This window comes from Rheinheimera riviphila (genome assembly GCF_004005945.1).
GTDB lineage: Bacteria > Pseudomonadota > Gammaproteobacteria > Enterobacterales > Alteromonadaceae > Pararheinheimera > Pararheinheimera riviphila.
This window is the reverse complement of the sequence record NZ_SACS01000030.1, coordinates 25274-42075: the sequence shown is the minus strand read 5'-3', so window position 1 is coordinate 42075 and position 16802 is coordinate 25274. Positions and strand designations below refer to the sequence as shown.

Sequence of the window (16802 nt, the reverse complement as noted above, 5' to 3'; positions counted from 1 at the left end):
AAAAGTAGGGCGTACTCACCCGAAGGGTAGTACGCCGAAGTGGTTTAGATGCACATGCGGCGTACTGCCTTCGGCGAGTACGCCCTACCCGATTTTTATTTTTCAGGCTCTTGTCGCATCAACCGAATGCCGTAAATGCCCCCGGCGACTGAGCCTGGATCGGCGACAAACTTCAGCTGATGTTTGCCGTTGCTCGATAAAGCCAATACTTCAGGCGGAATTAGGTAATCAACGCTATAAAAATCAGCACTGCCCGGTTGGCGAAGCTGCTGCGACACCGGCAAACTGACATCGGCTAGCTTTTTACCATTCAACCAGATACTAAAACTCCGGCCGACATCACCGGCGAAATAATCCACCCTCAGCACCCTCAATGGCGATCCATTCGCGACTGGTGCAACATCGGCCAACTGATAACCAAACCAAGCCGTGCTGTCGCGCCAATGGCGGCCCAAATGCATCCCGGCGCGGCTTTGCTCACCCTGATATTGATGTTCAACTTCAGGTTGTTGCTCGCCGGGGTTGATTTGATCCAGCGTCAGCGCGGTTAATTTTGCTGCAGCCTGCTGTTGTTGCTGGGCTTTTTCAATAAAACCCGGATATTCGGCTTTCGTCATTTGTTGCCAATACAGCTGATAACGGCTGTCGTGTAGGCGGAAAAATGGCATCAGCGTCAGGGGTTGTGCACCTGGATTTTTCACGGGCGCATTGACGCTAAACGCCAGCGGCACGCCTGGAACACGTTGTAACCCCGCCAAAAATTCGGCCGACTCGCCCACCAATAACGGCGCGGCTTCAGGTGGGCACTGTGGGCCGTCGGCGATATGCCCCATCCGGCCATCACCTGCGACAAACTGCAATGTTTCTTTGCCCAAAGGCTGCACGGCACTGGCCAATACCACCGGGCCATAGAGCGCGGCGACATACTGATGTTGCTCGGCAGTTCGCCCCGGCAATGGTTCCAGCGTCAATTGCGGTTTGAGTTCAAACTGAATTTCATCACCGGCGCTAAAAGGTTGGGTCACGCTCAGATAACCCGGTCTGCTGCGGGTCACCGTTAACGGTTTGCCGTTGAGCAGTAATTGCAGCGGCTGGCCCTGCAGCCAATCCGGCTCGCGGATACTTAAAGTTTGTAGCGACGCCGCAGCTTTAGTCACTCTAAGGGTGACACCATTCGCATCCGGGAATTCGGTCGCCAGCTGCAGCTGCAAACCACGTTCCGGCCAATCCAGCGTCGAAGGAATAAACAAATTCAGCAGCAATTCGTCGCCGTCACGGGCGTAAATCAGTTCGGCGTATTTACTATGGTTTTCGATGCCGGAACCGACACAGCACCACATCGAATCCTGCACCGATGAATAAGTGCGGTAATGGCCGGGACGCATCGAGGTGAAATATACCAGCCCGCCATGCTTGGGGTGCTGCGACGATAAAATATGGTTGTAACTGGTGCGTTCGTAGTAGTTCAGATATTTGACATCGCCGCTTTGGCTAAACAATAACTTACTGAGTTTCAGCATGTTATAGCTATTGCAGGTTTCCGGCCCTTCGGCATCTTCGACCATCGGCTGAAAATCGGCCGCATCATGAAAATGCTCGCGCACGCTGTTGCCACCAATAGCGACAGTGCGTTTTTCAGTGACGGTGCGCCAGAAAAAATCGGCGGCCTGTTGCCAGTCGGAGTTTCCGACACCATTTCCACCCGCTTGCCCAACCCGCCAAAAGCCAATCACTTTAGGAATTTGGGTATTGGCGTGCAGACCGTTTAGCTTATCTTGTTGTTTTAACAAAGGTTCGAGCAAGCTCTGCTGCGAAAACTGCTTGGCGAGTTCAAGATAAGCCTGGTCGCCGGAAAGCTGATATACATCCACCAGGCTTTCGTTGATGCCACCAGGTTCGGCAATCAGCATTTGCTGAATTTGCGCCGGCGTTAACTTCGAAACCAAGCGTTTTAGCCAATCGCCGTAATCCAGCAACATGGTTTTCGCTAAAGGCTCGCCGCCAAATTGATAGGCATCATGCAAACCGGCAAACACTTTGTGCAGATTGTACAGCGGCACCCAGGCTTGATTGAGGCTAAACAGTTCGGCACGTATATCGCCTTGCTGAATTTGCGCCCACAGCTTGCGGCTTTGCGGCACACCACCAAGATAACCCTTGAGCTGCGGATCGGTGCTCATCTGAAGCTGCGCACGCCGCAGTTCGCTCAGCATATAACGTAAACGTCGGTGTAACTCAGCATCGCCGGTGGCGGCAACCGCCAGACTTAACGCACTGAGATAATGGCCGCCGATATGCCCATCCAGGCCGCTGCTTTCCCAGTTGCCATAAGGCTCGGCTTTGGTGGCTAAACCGGCTTCGCGCAGGTATGGTGCCAATAACCGATCCGGTTCCAGCGCCAGCAGATATTGCACATTCAACTGCTGTGCATCGGCAAAAGGCCCAGTGGTCAGCTTGACCTGCTGCAGTGGAAAATAGCTGATCGACGTGCTCGCCAAGCCCGGTAGCGCCACGAGCAGCAGGAGGCTAGAGGCGAAATTTCGAAGAAACAATTTATACCCAAAATCATTGAAGATTCGGGTAGGCGACAAGTGAGTGAGACCCCAGGAGCATAGCTGTTCTATGTGACTGGGGCGAATGAGCGAAGGCAACAACCCCGAATTTTCAAGGATGACGGGTATAATCATTAAGGCTGACCAGGTTTACCAAACACCGGCATGCCGGTCTCATCCCACCGAATGGTTTTGACAAAAGTATGCCGATCCGGATTCCACAGCGGATCCCCTTCAATCTCGGTATATTGTCGCGCGTGATACACCAGCACATCGGTGCCATCGGCCAGCTTGGTAAAGCTGTTGTGACCAGGACCAAACATTTTCACTGACGCATCCGTGGCAAACACCGGCGCTGGTGCTTTAGTCCAGCTTTTTGGGTTGAGCAAATCGGCATCTTCCGCCGCGGACAATAAACCCATACAGTAATTTTCATCGGTGGCACTGGCCGAATAACTGATAAAAATTTTGCCATGACCTTTGAGCACTGCCGGGCCTTCATTGACCCAAAAACCGCGAATTTCCCACGGCAGTTCAGGTTTGGTCAGCAGCACCGGCGTACCTTTAATGGCGGTCGGCGACGCCATTTCTGCCAGATACAAATTCGAGTTGCCGGTAATGCCCGGGCCTTTTTGCGCCCACAGATAATAAAGTTTGCCCTGATGTTCAAAGGTGGTGGCATCAAGGCAGAAAGTGTCGATACCGCTGTCGATTTGGCCAGCAAACTGCCAATCGGCTTCGACCGGATTCTCCGCTGCCACGCTCACCACATACATCCGGTGCTGGAATAAATTGTCTTTAATTTCCCGACTTGGCGCCGCCGCAAAATAGATATACCAGCGGCCATCGTGAAAATGGATCTCCGGTGCCCAAATCAGCTCTGAATAAGCACCGGTATCCGGCTTGCGCCACACCAACCGCGCCTGTGCTGTTGCAAGCTCTTCTAAAGTTTTCGCCCGGCGCAGCTCAATGCCTTCGTAAGATGGCACCGAAGCGGTGAAATAATAATAACCATCGCTATGGCGATAAATATGCGGATCGGCACGCTGCGGGATCAAAGGTGTATTGGTGTTTAACATCAAGAAGATACTCCGGGTACTACGGTCATTTTTACGGAAGGTGTTGATTCTGCTGTTTGCTGTTGCTGCAACCCTGCCAAGGACTCTGCCTGCTGCGTCACCACCAGCCCCGCCAGCAAAGTACGGTAAGCTTCATCAGTAATGCGGTAGCGTTGCATCAGCGCACCGACCAGATAATGAAACACGCCAGGAATAATGGTCAGCATCAAGGCAATACCGGTCAAAGCCAGTTCGGTTTGTGCCACATCCGGCTGATAACCAAAACCGGCCAGCATCCAGCCGACCATTGCCCCTGCTACGCCCATACCGGCTTTTTGACAAAATGAAATGCCGCCAAAAGATAAACCTGCCACACGTTGCCCGGTTTTGCTTTCGCCATAATCGACCGCTTCAGCAATCGCCGACCAAAACACCGGCGCATGTAAATCGACTACAAAAGAAATCAGGAAAAACAGTACAAACGCCAGCACCACATCACCGGGGCCGACCAGCGCAAACATCAGCAGACTTAAAGCGCCCACCGCCATCTGGCTGTATTTAAACAGTTTTACTTTGCAATACACCTTAGTGATCCAGGTGGACGCGATCATCGACAAAATCGCCGCACCCACGCCGGTCGATAAAAACAACGACTGCAGCACCGTATCACCACCGAGGTAATATTTGGCGTAATACAGCGCCACCGAGCCGCGCACCACATAACCGACAGTACCCAGCACACATACGCCGCAAAGCACCAGCCACTGATCGTTTTTCAGCAGCAATGCAAATTGTTGTTTCAGCGGTTGTGGATCGACTTTATGTTGCAGTCGTTCGGTGGTGGTGAAAAAACAAAACAGGAAAAACAATACCGCAAGCGCAGCCATTAGCCCCATCGCCGCCTGATAACCAGCAGCGCGGTCGCCTTGCCAATAATCGGCACCGGCCAAAATCGGCACAATAATAGTCACTAAAAAGGCAGCGATTTTGGCGAAAAATAACCGGTAGCCGTTGGCGGACAAACGCTCTTTTGGATCATCGGTCATCACGCCAATCAACGAAATATAAGGAATGGTCACCGCAGTAAACATCAGCGTGACAAAAATATAGGTGGCATAAGCCCACACCAATTTGGCGTTGTAGTCCATGTCGGGTGTGCTGAAAGTGAGAAATACCGAGATGCCAAACGGAATGGCAAAAATCAATAAATACGGCCGGTACCGACCCCAACGACTGTTAAATTTATCGGTGATAAGACCCATTAAAGGATCGGTGATGGCGTCCAGGATCCTTACCACCAGCAACATCAGCGCCATATCGGCGGGATCCATGCCGTAAACGTCGGTGTAAAAGAAGGTAATAATCAGCATCATCGCCGAAATCACGACATTCACCGCCATATCACCGGCACCAAAACCCACTTTTTCTAACTGCGAAAGCTTGTAACCACTCATCTTGCGCTCCTGTCGGATGGATCTGCACTGCTACAGAACCACACGGCTAATTGGCAGACTGTCGCCGCCTTATAATTATGTTTTGAAGATAATATTGTAGGATAAATGAGCCGACAAGCTTTTTTGCCAATGGCACAGCAATCCTGCTCACTACTAAAAAAAGCCCCGGTCAGAACACATATTGACTGCCGGGGCGAAGTTCCTACTTACAACACACTACACACAACACATTAGATATTTCCCCTAAATCATTGACGTTGTAGGTAGGCGCCGAAGGAGCGAGACCCCAGGAGCATAGTTTACTATGTGACTGGGGCGAGCGACTGAAGGCAACAACCCTACAACGTCAAGGATGACGGGGAAATTTACATCGAATAACGCACACCTAAGGCAAAGGTCCGGCTATACAACGAAGTGCCAAAGTTATTGGTGGTCGCGTTATTACCGTAATAACTCTGATACACCTCATTCGTCAGGTTGGTCCCGTCGACAGTGACTTCAAAGTTGTCGGTGACCTGATAACTCAGCTGGAAATCCATACTGGACTCAGGACGGCGGCGCATTTCCAATGGGTTGGCGAACAAAGCGGCTTCGTAGTTGGCGAGGAAATCTTCACGCCATGAATACGATAAACGCATACCTAACTTATCTTTGTCATACGCCAACACCATGCTGTACGACGAATCTGACACGCCAAATACATCGGTATCTTTGTAGCCAGTGATATCACCGGCCGAGTTGGTATCCGGCGTGGTTTGTGACGATGACAGCACGGTGTAACTCGCCTGTACGCCAAAACCATCTAATACCGGCGGTAAATTGTCCGGGAACCAGACTAAACCAAGCTCGGCACCGGAAATATCACCGTTCGAAGCGTTGTACGGCTGGCTCAAGATAAATTTGTACGGCGTTGGATCAGTCGCTGATTTGTCATGCGTTACGGCACGGCGGAAACCCACCACAAAACCTTCCACATCACGACGGAACAAAGTGCCGTATAACGAGCTGGAATCGGCAAAATACCATTCCAACGCAAAGTCATAGTTGGTTGATTCAGTTGGTTTTAAATCAGGGTTACCACCACCGGCAGTACCATAACCAATACCAGTGACGTCTTCGTTATAAATAATCAGCGGGTTTAAATCACCAAACGACGGGTAACGCAGCGTTTCGGTATAAGCCAAACGCATTTGCAAGTCATCCATCAGTTCATAACGCAGGGTCAGACTTGGCAATAAAGTACGGGTTTTACTCTCTCCCAGCGTCATTGGCTGCGGCACACCAGGCGCGGTTTCCTGATAAAACTTCGAATCGGTATCGATGCCGGTATAACGTAAACCAATTTCACCATCCAGGGTACGGCCAGCCAGCTCAGTTTCGTATTTACCCTGCACATAAGCCGACAAGGTGGTGGATTCAATGTCAAAAGAACGGTTGAGCCCCAGTTTGCTCATGCCATACAAAGTACGGAATTCATCCGCATTGGCGCGGATATGATGACCATTGGCCACCACCCACGACGTTGGCACCTGTGCTTCGCCATCCATAAAACCGCTGTTGATTGAAGCTAAACCCTCAATAGACGCGACGTTCCGGCCACCACCACAACAACGATCCTGGCGGCTGAAGGCAGTTTCCGCACCCCGTTTGTCGTAACGGATACCGGTTTCAACTTTGGTGAAAAAGCCAGCCAGACTGTAAGACAAATCCGAGGTCAAGGTAACGGCGTCGCCTTCATCACTGTTGGCATTGTCGTACATGCCGTCAATCAGGTAAGCAGATGCTTCGGCCATGGTCGATTCATCCACAGCCGCAGTGGCCGGATCATCTTCAAAACCAAACCCAGGCATACCGTCATTTTGGTTAAAGTCGACGTTCAATTTGTAGTTATTACCCGGACGCACAAAGCGCATGGCAAAGAAGTCACTTTCGTATTTACTGGACTGATAGACGATTTCCGATTTCAGGCTCATGTCTTCATTGAGCTGCCAATTACCGCCAAAGGCGTACAACATACTGTCGGTTTTACCGGTCGATAAGTCACCGCTGGTAAAGACCCACGGATGCAACACTGAACGCGATTTCACGATATTGGTGCCAGGGTGATACACCACATTCGCCGCAGCTGCAGCCTGTGATGGATTCATCCCGGCATAGTCACCCCACCAATCGGCGAACGAGAACAATAAGCTGTTAAAACCTTCGTTGCGGTAACCGTTGTAGAATGTTTCAAACACATATTCAGCGTTTTCATTGGGTGAAAACTGGAACGACACGTTTGCTGCCGGACGTTCGCGCTCGCCATTGTAATCACTTTGGAAAATCGCATCCCGGCCTAACATATAAGCGGTTGGCTTGCCATTAATGTTAAAAGTAGAACCTGCGGCTGATGGCAAACCTTCGAGCAAACCAGCTTGCCAGATTGGATCTTCACTGACGCCACCCCGGTTTGGCCACACCCGTTCAAACGGTGTAAAAAGTGCGGTGGTTGATTCGGTCATAAAAGGCACCATCGCGCCAGCGGTCACGCTTTGATCACGATAGCGGATCCGCGAAAATGACAAATTCACCAAAGCACCAACCTGACCCTGAGCGGTATCCCAGCGATCGCTAGCCAAAGCGCTGATGGCCGGATTGGTGGCATCATTTTGTTCGTTGTAAATACCACGGCCAGACACAATAAACTTCGAGCCTTCAAAATCGAATGGGCGATGGGTTTTTACGTCAATGGCGCCGGCAATGCCACTTTCAATCTGACTGGCGGAACGGGTTTTATACACGGCCACTTGTTTTAATAAACTGGCAGGAATGTCCTGCAGCGCCACGGCAGTGCCGGCAGCGGTGAAAATATTACGGCCGTTAACGGTGGTGGTGATATCACTTAAACCCCGGATCGACACGCCAGAAACTTCGCCGGATCCACGGTTGGTCACCTGCACACCGGTCACCCGTTGCAACGACTCCACTACGTTATTATCCGGGAACTTGCCGATATCTTCGGCAACAATTGAATCAACAATTTGTTCGTTTAATCTTTTGATACCTAAAGCTTTATTCAGACTGCCGCGGATCCCGCGCACCTGGATCACTTCAACTGCTTCAGTTTTATCTTTTTTAGCGGCTTGGTTATCTGCCGCTGATGTGTTGGTTTCCTGCGCATAAGCAAACTGGCCGGTCAGAACCAGCAGGATAGCGCTGGACAAATGGCTTTTCTTAAACATGGGTCGTCTCCCGTCGTTGATTTGTATGCCTTTGTTCCTTCGCTGCCAGAAGCTAACGCTTCGTTGCGCTGCAGGAACCAACCCTGTACTGCCCGGGCTTTTTTGGCTTATTTTTTTTACTGCTTTGTCCATTTGTCAGATCTGCATTGATATCACTGCAAAACCGACACTGTCAAATCTTTATAGCTATAATACTATTGTATGACTAATGAGCTGTCAATCAAAGATTCACTTGGTTTAAAACTTAATTTTTTAGTTTTAAACCAATGATTTATTTACTAAAAGTGGTTGTTTTAGCGAATACCTTCGCTGGTCATGAGCACCCGTTTTAACGAACCGTCCGGGTTATAGTGCAAAAGATCGATGGCGACTGAACGGCGAAAGCGTCCGCCACTTGGCTCTTCACCGTTTGGGCCATCTTTAGGCGGCAAAGCGCCGGTGTGGTAAATAAAATACGATTGGCCTTTGAATTCAATAATCGACTGGTGATTGGTTTCGCTATTACCAGCAATTTCATTCAAGATGCCGCCGTATTGCCAGGGGCCGTGAATGCTTTGACTTTTGGCATAACAGATTTTTTCCGGGAACTCGCAGGCATATGAAAGATAATAGGTTTTATCTTTTTTATGTAGCCACAAGGCTTCGGTAAAGTCTTTTAAAGCAATGACTTTAATCTCGCCGTCTAACTCGGTCATACTGGCCTTTAACTTGACGTATTTGGGTACGCTATTGCCAAAAAACAGATAAGCCTGACCATCGTCGTCGATAAAAGCCGCCGGATCGATATCGTCCCAGTCGTTTTTAGTCTGGGTGGTCATCTCGTTGGTGATTAACGCTTTACCAATCGCGTCTTTATAAGGACCCAACGGACTATCTGCGACTGCCACCCCCACAGCAAAACCGGGCTTGTCGTCTTTGTGTCTTACCGTGGTATAAAAGTAAAATTTGCCATTGCGTTCAATAGCATGCGCCGCCCAGGCATCGCCTTTAGCCCAGTTAAAATCGGTGGCTTTTAACACAGCGCCATGGGATTGCCAGGTTTTCATATCTTTCGAGCTAAATAACAACCAGTCATGCATTTCAAAAAATTTGTCGTTATGCGGCGCTTCATCGTGGCCGGTAAATAAATACACGGTATCGCCATGCACCATCGCCGCCGGATCTGCGGTAAATACATGATCAAACACTGGATTTTTGGCATGTAGCGGTGCGCTGACAGCCGTCAACACTATGGCAGCGATTGCGGTTAGACGACATAAATGCTTTTTCATCAAATTCCCTCGAAACTGGCGCCTTGGCAAATATCTGCTTCGGCGCCTTTAAATTATCATACAAATATATGTTCGGTTACTTATGGCTGCGACAGTTGCTGCACTTCCTCGGCGGTAATCGCCTCGCCATAGATCCGCACTTCATCGAGCAAACCTTTATAAGGTGTATCCCAGAAATTTACGCCCAGGCCAAACCCTTTAGTCCCGGCTGCGCCAAATACATTCGGGAAACCGTTGCCACTAAAGCGTTGCTGACCGTTGAGGTACAGGGTCAACTCACCGTTTTTCACCACCACCGCCAGATGCGACCAGCTATTCAGCGCAATGCGTTGTCCCATACCCGCGTCATACCAGGCAGTGCCTGACCAGAGCATGGTGTTTTCGCCGACACCACCATGACCGCGTGGTACCACACTTATCCAGCTGCTGAGATTGGCATAACCAAAAAATGCCGTGCTGAAATTGGTTAAGGCTTCCGGATTTAACCACATCGTCACGGTATAGCTATGATCGGTCAGCAGATTATCCGGTAACCGCACACCAGAGCTGCCATTCAAACGCAGCGCCTGGCCAACCACACCCGCCTGATAACTTAAACTGCCACCGGCTTGATCCAGCCTTGCCGCAGTGCTGCTACCACTGGCAAAGTTGCCGGTTGCATCCAACAGATTTTGCCCGTCAAAGCTAAAGTGCGCGACCGGTACCGGCGGTGCTAACGATCGCACCGTCACCACAAACTCACGCTGCAGCAGTTGACCGTTCAGCGTCACCGTTGCCGTTAACGTCACTTGCTGATCCGGCTCATCAATACCAGGACGCACCACTTTGCCATCCAGATGAATGGTGCTTTCATCACTGGATTGCCAGGCGATCACGGCAGCATAAGCGCCACTACGCGGCATTACCAAATCCGAACGAACGGCGCTGATGTCGCCCAAATCTAGCTGATTGACTGCCGATTGCAGCAATTGAGCGTCGGTTAAGCGGTCGATATCCAGCGCCTGAATTTCCGCGGCCGTGAGTGCCGTTTCATAAATCGCCAATTCATCAATCAGCCCCTGGAATGGGATATCCCAGTAATTAATGCCTAAGGTAAACAAGCCTTGGCTATTGCTGAAAAAGTCCCGCAGATTGTTGCCGCTAAAACGCTGCACGCCGTTGATATATAACCGTAATTGGCCTTGTTTGACGCTAAATGCCACATGACTCCATTGCAAAAGCGGAATACGCATGCCGGCGCTCCCATCAAACCAGGCTTGCGAGCCACTCCACAGCATGGTGTTTTGATCCCAGCTATTGGGCACCAGACTGATCCAGTTATCCGGCGATGCTGCGCCAAAAAACGCCGTGGTGAACTGGGTCAAAGCGGCCGGGTTTAACCACAGGGAGACGGTGTATTCAGAACTATTAATCAGCCCATCGGGTAACCGCACGCCGTTATTGCCATTTAGCTGCAGTGCCGAACCGGCATGACCGGCGACAAATTGCACAGTGCCGCTGCTATCAGGACGGGCGCCGGTGGCATTGCCATTGGCCAAGCGACCGGTGCTGTCGACAAGGTTTTGCTCAAACCGATACCAGGCAGTGCGATTAAGCGGTGTTCTGGCTTTGACCAGTACCGTAAAGGTTTTGGTCACAGTAGCGCCATCGAGCGAAATCGTCGCTTGCAACACCACTTGTTGATCCGCACTTCCGGCAGCAGGGCGTTCAACCCGGCCCGAGGTGTTGATCACCATGGGCGAGCTGGAGCTCCACAGAATTTGTGCGCCTTGCGCCCCCAATACCGGCAAGGTTAAATCGGTGGTGGTTGCAGCTGGTAAATTCAGCGCATCAGACACTGCCTGCAGCACTTGCGCATTGGTTTGCGGCGGTAACCGACTGCCCCACACCGCTTCGCCCGTTGCTGATAACGCACTGAAAGTCGGTACTAATTGCTGCAGGTTTTCGTTGTATTGCCAGGCCAGCACGCCTTTGAGCGTACCAACACCCGCCAACTGCAAGCTGATCTGATTATCCGCCAGCAACTGATAACTGCCGCTATAAGCGCCGCTCACTACACCGTTTTCCAGGCGCAGATAGGTCGATTTATGCACAGTGCGGTTGATATCTTTGCCATGGAGGATCAGCTGATACACGCCTTGCACATCCACTGGGTCCACCACATTAGCACCCTGCATCGGTGTGTAACGATGTGGCGAAGCCACCAACCAGCCATCGGCATTGACAAACATTTCATGCACCCGAATTTCATGGCCTTCACCACGATCCGGGAAACGGGTATGTAAAATTAACAGATGTTTGCCGGTAGCGACGTCAAAGTAAGCCGAGTTATGGCCAGGCGCCATATAACCGTGATCCGTGCCCGGATCGCCAGGATGGGCATCAAATAAATGGCCGCCCATGATTTTCACGCCAAAGGGTGCAATCGACGACCAGCCACCAGATGCGCCAATCATATTGCGGCCTTCAGCGTCCAGGAATGGTCCTTGTGGATTACGCGACCGGGCGATGCGCATGTTGTAACCATCGTTTTGGGCAAAACCGCCAAAGGAGGTAAACAGGTAGTAGTAATCCGACTCCGGGCTATACAGCATGTAAGGGCCTTCAATCGCACTGTAATAACCACCCATAATTTTGGTGCCATAACCCTGGCCTGGCAGCGGGAAACCGGTGCTTGGACTTAATTCCATCACCCAAATACCGCCAGAATATGACCCATACACCATCCACAAGCGGCCGGTTTTATCAAAAAACACATCCGGATCAATGGCATTGGGGTGAATATTGCCGTTGTAGTTGTTGCCGTCGATGCCAGGGTTTTCACTGCCGCGATGGCCGCTTTTCAGAAATAACCCTAAGTTTTGATACGGGCCTTCAATATTGCTGGAAACGGCTAAACCGAGGTAAGAGCGCGACGAATCACATTCGCCATTTTCCGGCGAGGCGCAGTGGTTGTAGTAAAAATAATATTTCCCATCAGCCAGTTGAATGACATCCGCCGCCCAGGACCCCATATGGTCACCGGACCAGGCAATGCCTTCAGCCGCTTCGCTGGCGTAAGTGGCAAACAGCGGATTGTTGTTATCGACGCCATCGGAAATTTTGGTCCAGTTCAGTAAATCCGGGCTTTTCGCCGCAGCTAAATGCGAGCCAAATACATAAAACTGGCCGTCGTCGAGCCGGATCACCGATGGGTCATGCACTGAAGCATTTTGATAATTCACTGGCCCGGCCAGGGTTGGATCCGGCTGGTTCGGGTCTTGCTGCTGATAAAGCGCAGTGCTGTAACTAAAAGCACCACGGCTATTGGCGAAATAAATCCGCACCGCTTTGGCGATATCGGTCACCTGAAAATAGGGCCGGCCGCTTTCGTCCAAACCATCAGCATTGGTGACGGCGTAACTGCTGTTTAGCACCACCAGGCGCAGCGGCGCTGTCGGCACCGGCGTTAAAGTAATTTTATTGTCGGTGTAATAACCCACATTACGCACCGCTACTTTGGCACCTTGGCTTATTTTTGCTTCAGGCGCCAGTTGCCAGTTGGCATGCGCCTGAGGGCTGTTCAAGGCTGCGGCCAAAGCCAGCGGTGTCAACAGCAGGCTGAGCCAAAATTTTTGTAATGGCTGGATCATGATTGTTGCTCCTGCACTGCACCAACTGCGGAGCCGACACCGCCACGACGCAGCAGCCATAACGCCGGCAGCAATAACAACGCTGTCGCTGGTGCTGGCACTGCGTTGTTGGCTATGCGTAGATTTAAATCGCTGACGGTCAACATATCACCGAGCTGAAAATCGTTATCCTGCAAGCCAAATTCCAGCGTCAACGCCCGACCTGTCCAACTACTGATGTCAAAGCTGCCGCCAGCGGTTAAATCCAGCACGTCATCGGTGGCAAGGTCACGCAGCTGGGCAAAATAAAAATCATCAGCGCTGCTAAGCCAGGACAACACGCTCAGCGACAACCACAGGCTTTGACCACTCGCGAGCACATCAAATTGCAGATCCTGAAATAACACCAGGCTCCAGTTTTCTAAATCTTGCTGATAAGCGGTGCTAAGCGTCAGGCTATTGCCCGCCAGACTAAAACTTTCCGGAAACAAGCCCGCGATACTGCCACTTTGAGCCGAAGACTCATTGGCTGCCGGATCAAACTGGCTGACTTGCGCCTGCCAATGCTCAAACCCCTGACTAAAATCCGGATTGAGAATGCTGGCCTGGCTGAAACCGCTGAATCCCAGCAATAACGGCAACCAGCAGCGTAAAGATGCTTTGTTCATCGTGCTCTCCTGTCGTGCGGCCAGTCAGGCTGGCAGCTTTGTTGTTCTGCTTAAACGCAGATTTTATGCACCGGCGCGCAAACACCGGTGTTGGTTCAAATGGCGGATCAAAGGGTGGATCTCCTCTTCGAACAGACTTCTGAAGTCCTTAGGCCACAACATCTCCAGGCGATCCGGCCAACAACAGGCAAGAGCACAACAACTCACAGGAAAACGGCCACAACCTCAGGGCGGCTTTGCCAATTTAGCAAAACCCACCATTAAAAGTATTGTATTACAATATTAATAAATCAAATGCAGGGCGAAAGTAAAGGCCTGTTTTGGGTAACTTTGTCGGAGGGTTGTTTTTAAAGGGATTTTTGGCTCAATCAACCCAATACACCACGACCATTGAGATCTCCGGAATGATCAAAAGCCGACCGCGCATACCTGCACGTTGCACGCCCAGCATTGGATATTGCAGCAAATGTTCAACTTTGGCTTCAATCAGGTCATCGGTTTTTTCAGCGGCAACCGGGTTCACTTGATAAGAAATTCAAAGATTTGCTCGCGGTGTTGTAGCGATCTTTCTTCCCAGAAAATCATTTGGCGTGCCGGTTGCGGATTTTCGCTTTCTGTTCGGCCATCCGGTTTTTTGCACTCTGATGGTCAACAAAGCTAGTTTCCCCCGCAGCTAATCTGGCAAAAGCTTGATCCACTTGTTCAGTTAACCAAGCGTCCTGCGCCAGGATTTTGCGTTGTTGCGCTGCCAGTTGCTCAGTCAGTTCACGACAGGCATCGCTCAGCGTCCGGCCCTGACTTTCGGCCATTTGCTGCGCTAAACGTTTGGTTTCGTCATCAACACGAAATTGAATGCGGGTGTCCATATCGTACTCCAGTAGTACTCCTGACATACGTGAGTACAAATGTTAGCGCTGACTGTAATGACGAACAATGCCGACAACCAAAATGATCGGAGTTACGTTCATTTGGATTCCCCCGGCGTACTGCCGCTGACGCGGTGAGTACGCCCTACCTTTGGCGCCGAATATTGAGCTGTTAAAAACCAACCGTAGGGGGCGACTCGCCACCTTCATTCATAAAAGCTGAACTAATCATCAACATTCTGGGGTTTGTTTGATATTTCCTAAGCTCTTATCTTATGTCCACGGCAAGCGCCGGATGAAATGAACCGGCCGAGCCAGCAACAATAGAGCATGCGACAGCCGAACCAAACCAATCTGAGGAGTTTTATATGAATCGTTTTGCAAACAAAACTGTATTAGTCACCGGCGGCAACAGTGGTATTGGTCTGGCGACAGCCTTGCAATATGCCAGAGAAGGCGCACGTGTAGTGATCACCGGGCGGGATCAGACGACTTTAGATCAAGCCAAAACGCTGCTTGGACCCAATGCTATCGCGCTGCAAAATGATCAGGGTGACATCAAAGCATCCAAGGTGTTGGCGCAACTGCTGCGCGAACAAGACATCCGGCTGGACGCGATCTTTATCAATGCCGGTGTCGCGAAGTTTGCGGCTTTTGCTGATATCGATGAAGCGCTGTGGGACCAAACCTTTAACGTGAATGTCAAAGGAGCCTACTTCACCATTCAGGCGCTGACGCCGCTGCTGAATCCTGGCGCCGCCATTGTGCTGAATGGCTCGATTAATGCGCATATCGGCATGCCTTCATCATCGGTTTATGCCGCCAGCAAAGCGGCGCTGATCTCTTTGGCGAAAACGTTGTCGGCAGAATTGTTGCCGCTGGGTGTGCGGGTTAACGTGGTGAGTCCGGGTCCTGTCGCGACGCCGCTGTATGGCCGCCTTGGCATGGAATCTGCGCAGCTGGAACAGATGGCCGCGGCGATTCAGGCGCAGATCCCGCTCAAACGATTTGGCACGCCCGAAGAACTGGCCAGTGCCGTATTGTTTATGTCGTCTGCTGAATCGGCGTTTATCGTCGGCACTGAACTGATTATCGATGGTGGGATGAGCCAGCTATAACAGCCTAAGCAGACCGGATTACCGCCACACGGCGCCATTTATGGTGATGTGTGGCGCTGTGTTTTAACGTTCCCAGGGCGGCGTCCCAGCAAAAGCCTCCACCAGATAATCAACCAACACCCGCACTTTAACGCTCAGATGGCGACGACTTGGGTACATCGCCAGTACATCAATATCCGGCAATCGATAATCTGGCAACAACGGCACCAGCGCGCCCGAAGCGATATCCGGCCCGATTAAAAAACCGGGTTGCCAGATAATTCCGGCACCAGCCAACGCCATTGCCCGCGCGGTATCACCATTATTGGTATGAATTTTCCCTTTCACTTTGACCTGATGCGCTTTGCCGGCGCTGTCGGTGAATCGCCATTCATCACCAGAGTACAGATAGGTAATGCACTGGTGGTCACGCAATTCTGCCGGAGTTTGTGGGAAACCGAATTGTTTTAAATACTTCGGCGCTGCGCATAAAATATTGTGTGAGCTGGCCAGCTTACGGGCTGCGTGGTCAACCGAGCCACTTCTGGAGATCCGGATCACCAAATCATAACCTTCCTCCACGATATCAACGACCCGGTCATTCAAGGTGATATCCAGCTCCAGTTCCGGATAGCGGCGGCTGAAATCCGGCCACAACGGCGCCAAATGCAAAATGCCAAAACTCAGCGGCGCGTTGATCCGCAAACGACCACGCGGCTGGATGGCGGCCGAGGACACCAGCGCTTCGGTTTCGGCAACTTCGGCCAGGATGGTTTTACAACGTTCAAATAAGGCTTCGCCGCTTTCGGTTAACGACAATTTCCGCGAACTGCGATTGAGCAGCCGGCAACCCAAATATGCCTCTAAGTCATTGATATAACGAGTGACATTCGCCGGTGATGTATCGAGCAAATCAGCGGCTTTACTGAAACTGCCTTTGTTGACCACGGTCATGAATATTTCGTACGCCCTTAACCTGTCCATCCGATCTCCTAAAATTCATA

11 protein-coding genes are annotated in these 16802 nt (G+C 51.1%); 1 reads left to right on the top strand and 10 read right to left on the bottom strand.

The window, feature by feature from the left end:
• Positions 1–95: 95 nt before the first annotated feature.
• The 9 genes from EOE67_RS19030 to EOE67_RS18990 all read right to left on the bottom strand — a co-directional run bounded on the left by EOE67_RS19030 (position 96) and on the right by EOE67_RS18990 (position 14701).
• Positions 96–2498, bottom strand: coding sequence for a beta-L-arabinofuranosidase domain-containing protein (locus EOE67_RS19030; protein WP_206099667.1), 2403 nt, complete (start codon positions 2496–2498; stop codon positions 96–98).
• 188 nt (positions 2499–2686) lie between these two features.
• Entirely contained in the window at positions 2687–3631 is a 945-nt protein-coding gene (locus EOE67_RS19025; RefSeq protein ID WP_127700949.1) for a glycoside hydrolase family 43 protein, read from the bottom strand.
• Positions 3631–5064 (bottom strand): MFS transporter, encoded by a 1434-nt coding sequence (locus tag EOE67_RS19020; RefSeq protein ID WP_127700947.1) that lies wholly within the window; start codon positions 5062–5064, stop codon positions 3631–3633. The genes EOE67_RS19025 and EOE67_RS19020 overlap by 1 nt, the downstream gene beginning before the upstream one ends.
• Positions 5065–5429: 365 nt before the next feature.
• The gene (locus EOE67_RS19015; RefSeq protein ID WP_127700945.1) at positions 5430–8285 is read right to left on the bottom strand and encodes a TonB-dependent receptor; all 2856 of its coding nucleotides are present in this window, start codon (positions 8283–8285) and stop codon (positions 5430–5432) included.
• Positions 8286–8578: 293 nt separating this feature from the next.
• Positions 8579–9556, bottom strand: coding sequence for a glycoside hydrolase family 43 protein (locus EOE67_RS19010; protein ID WP_127700943.1), 978 nt, complete (start codon positions 9554–9556; stop codon positions 8579–8581).
• Positions 9557–9636: 80 nt separating this feature from the next.
• On the bottom strand, positions 9637–13188 hold the full coding sequence (locus tag EOE67_RS19005; protein WP_127700941.1) for a LamG-like jellyroll fold domain-containing protein: 3552 nt from the start codon (positions 13186–13188) through the stop codon (positions 9637–9639).
• On the bottom strand, positions 13185–13835 hold the full coding sequence (locus EOE67_RS19000) for a hypothetical protein (protein WP_127700939.1): 651 nt from the start codon (positions 13833–13835) through the stop codon (positions 13185–13187). The genes EOE67_RS19005 and EOE67_RS19000 overlap by 4 nt, the downstream gene beginning before the upstream one ends.
• Positions 13836–14199: 364 nt before the next feature.
• Positions 14200–14358, bottom strand: a complete 159-nt coding sequence (locus EOE67_RS18995; RefSeq protein WP_206099666.1) for a hypothetical protein — start codon at positions 14356–14358, stop codon at positions 14200–14202.
• A 58-nt stretch (positions 14359–14416) separates the two neighbouring features.
• The gene (locus EOE67_RS18990; protein ID WP_127700937.1) at positions 14417–14701 is read right to left on the bottom strand and encodes a damage-inducible protein J; all 285 of its coding nucleotides are present in this window, start codon (positions 14699–14701) and stop codon (positions 14417–14419) included.
• A gap of 368 nt (positions 14702–15069) precedes the next feature.
• Between EOE67_RS18990 and EOE67_RS18985 the strand changes: the two genes are divergently transcribed.
• Positions 15070–15819 (top strand): SDR family oxidoreductase, encoded by a 750-nt coding sequence (locus tag EOE67_RS18985; protein WP_127700935.1) that lies wholly within the window; start codon positions 15070–15072, stop codon positions 15817–15819.
• 63 nt (positions 15820–15882) lie between these two features.
• Here EOE67_RS18985 and EOE67_RS18980 read toward each other — a convergent pair whose 3' ends face one another.
• Entirely contained in the window at positions 15883–16782 is a 900-nt protein-coding gene (locus tag EOE67_RS18980; RefSeq protein WP_127700933.1) for a LysR family transcriptional regulator, read from the bottom strand.
• Positions 16783–16802 lie beyond the last annotated feature (20 nt).

Coding starts and splice junctions, on each gene's coding strand:
- EOE67_RS19025 (WP_127700949.1), bottom strand. CDS start 3,631: ATGTTAAACACCAATACACCTTTGATCCCGCAGCGTGCCGATCCGCAT.
- EOE67_RS19020 (WP_127700947.1), bottom strand. CDS start 5,064: ATGAGTGGTTACAAGCTTTCGCAGTTAGAAAAAGTGGGTTTTGGTGCC.
- EOE67_RS19015 (WP_127700945.1), bottom strand. CDS start 8,285: ATGTTTAAGAAAAGCCATTTGTCCAGCGCTATCCTGCTGGTTCTGACC.
- EOE67_RS19010 (WP_127700943.1), bottom strand. CDS start 9,556: ATGAAAAAGCATTTATGTCGTCTAACCGCAATCGCTGCCATAGTGTTG.
- EOE67_RS19005 (WP_127700941.1), bottom strand. CDS start 13,188: ATGATCCAGCCATTACAAAAATTTTGGCTCAGCCTGCTGTTGACACCG.
- EOE67_RS19000 (WP_127700939.1), bottom strand. CDS start 13,835: ATGAACAAAGCATCTTTACGCTGCTGGTTGCCGTTATTGCTGGGATTC.
- EOE67_RS18990 (WP_127700937.1), bottom strand. CDS start 14,701: ATGGACACCCGCATTCAATTTCGTGTTGATGACGAAACCAAACGTTTA.
- EOE67_RS18985 (WP_127700935.1), top strand. CDS start 15,070: ATGAATCGTTTTGCAAACAAAACTGTATTAGTCACCGGCGGCAACAGT.
- EOE67_RS18980 (WP_127700933.1), bottom strand. CDS start 16,782: ATGGACAGGTTAAGGGCGTACGAAATATTCATGACCGTGGTCAACAAA.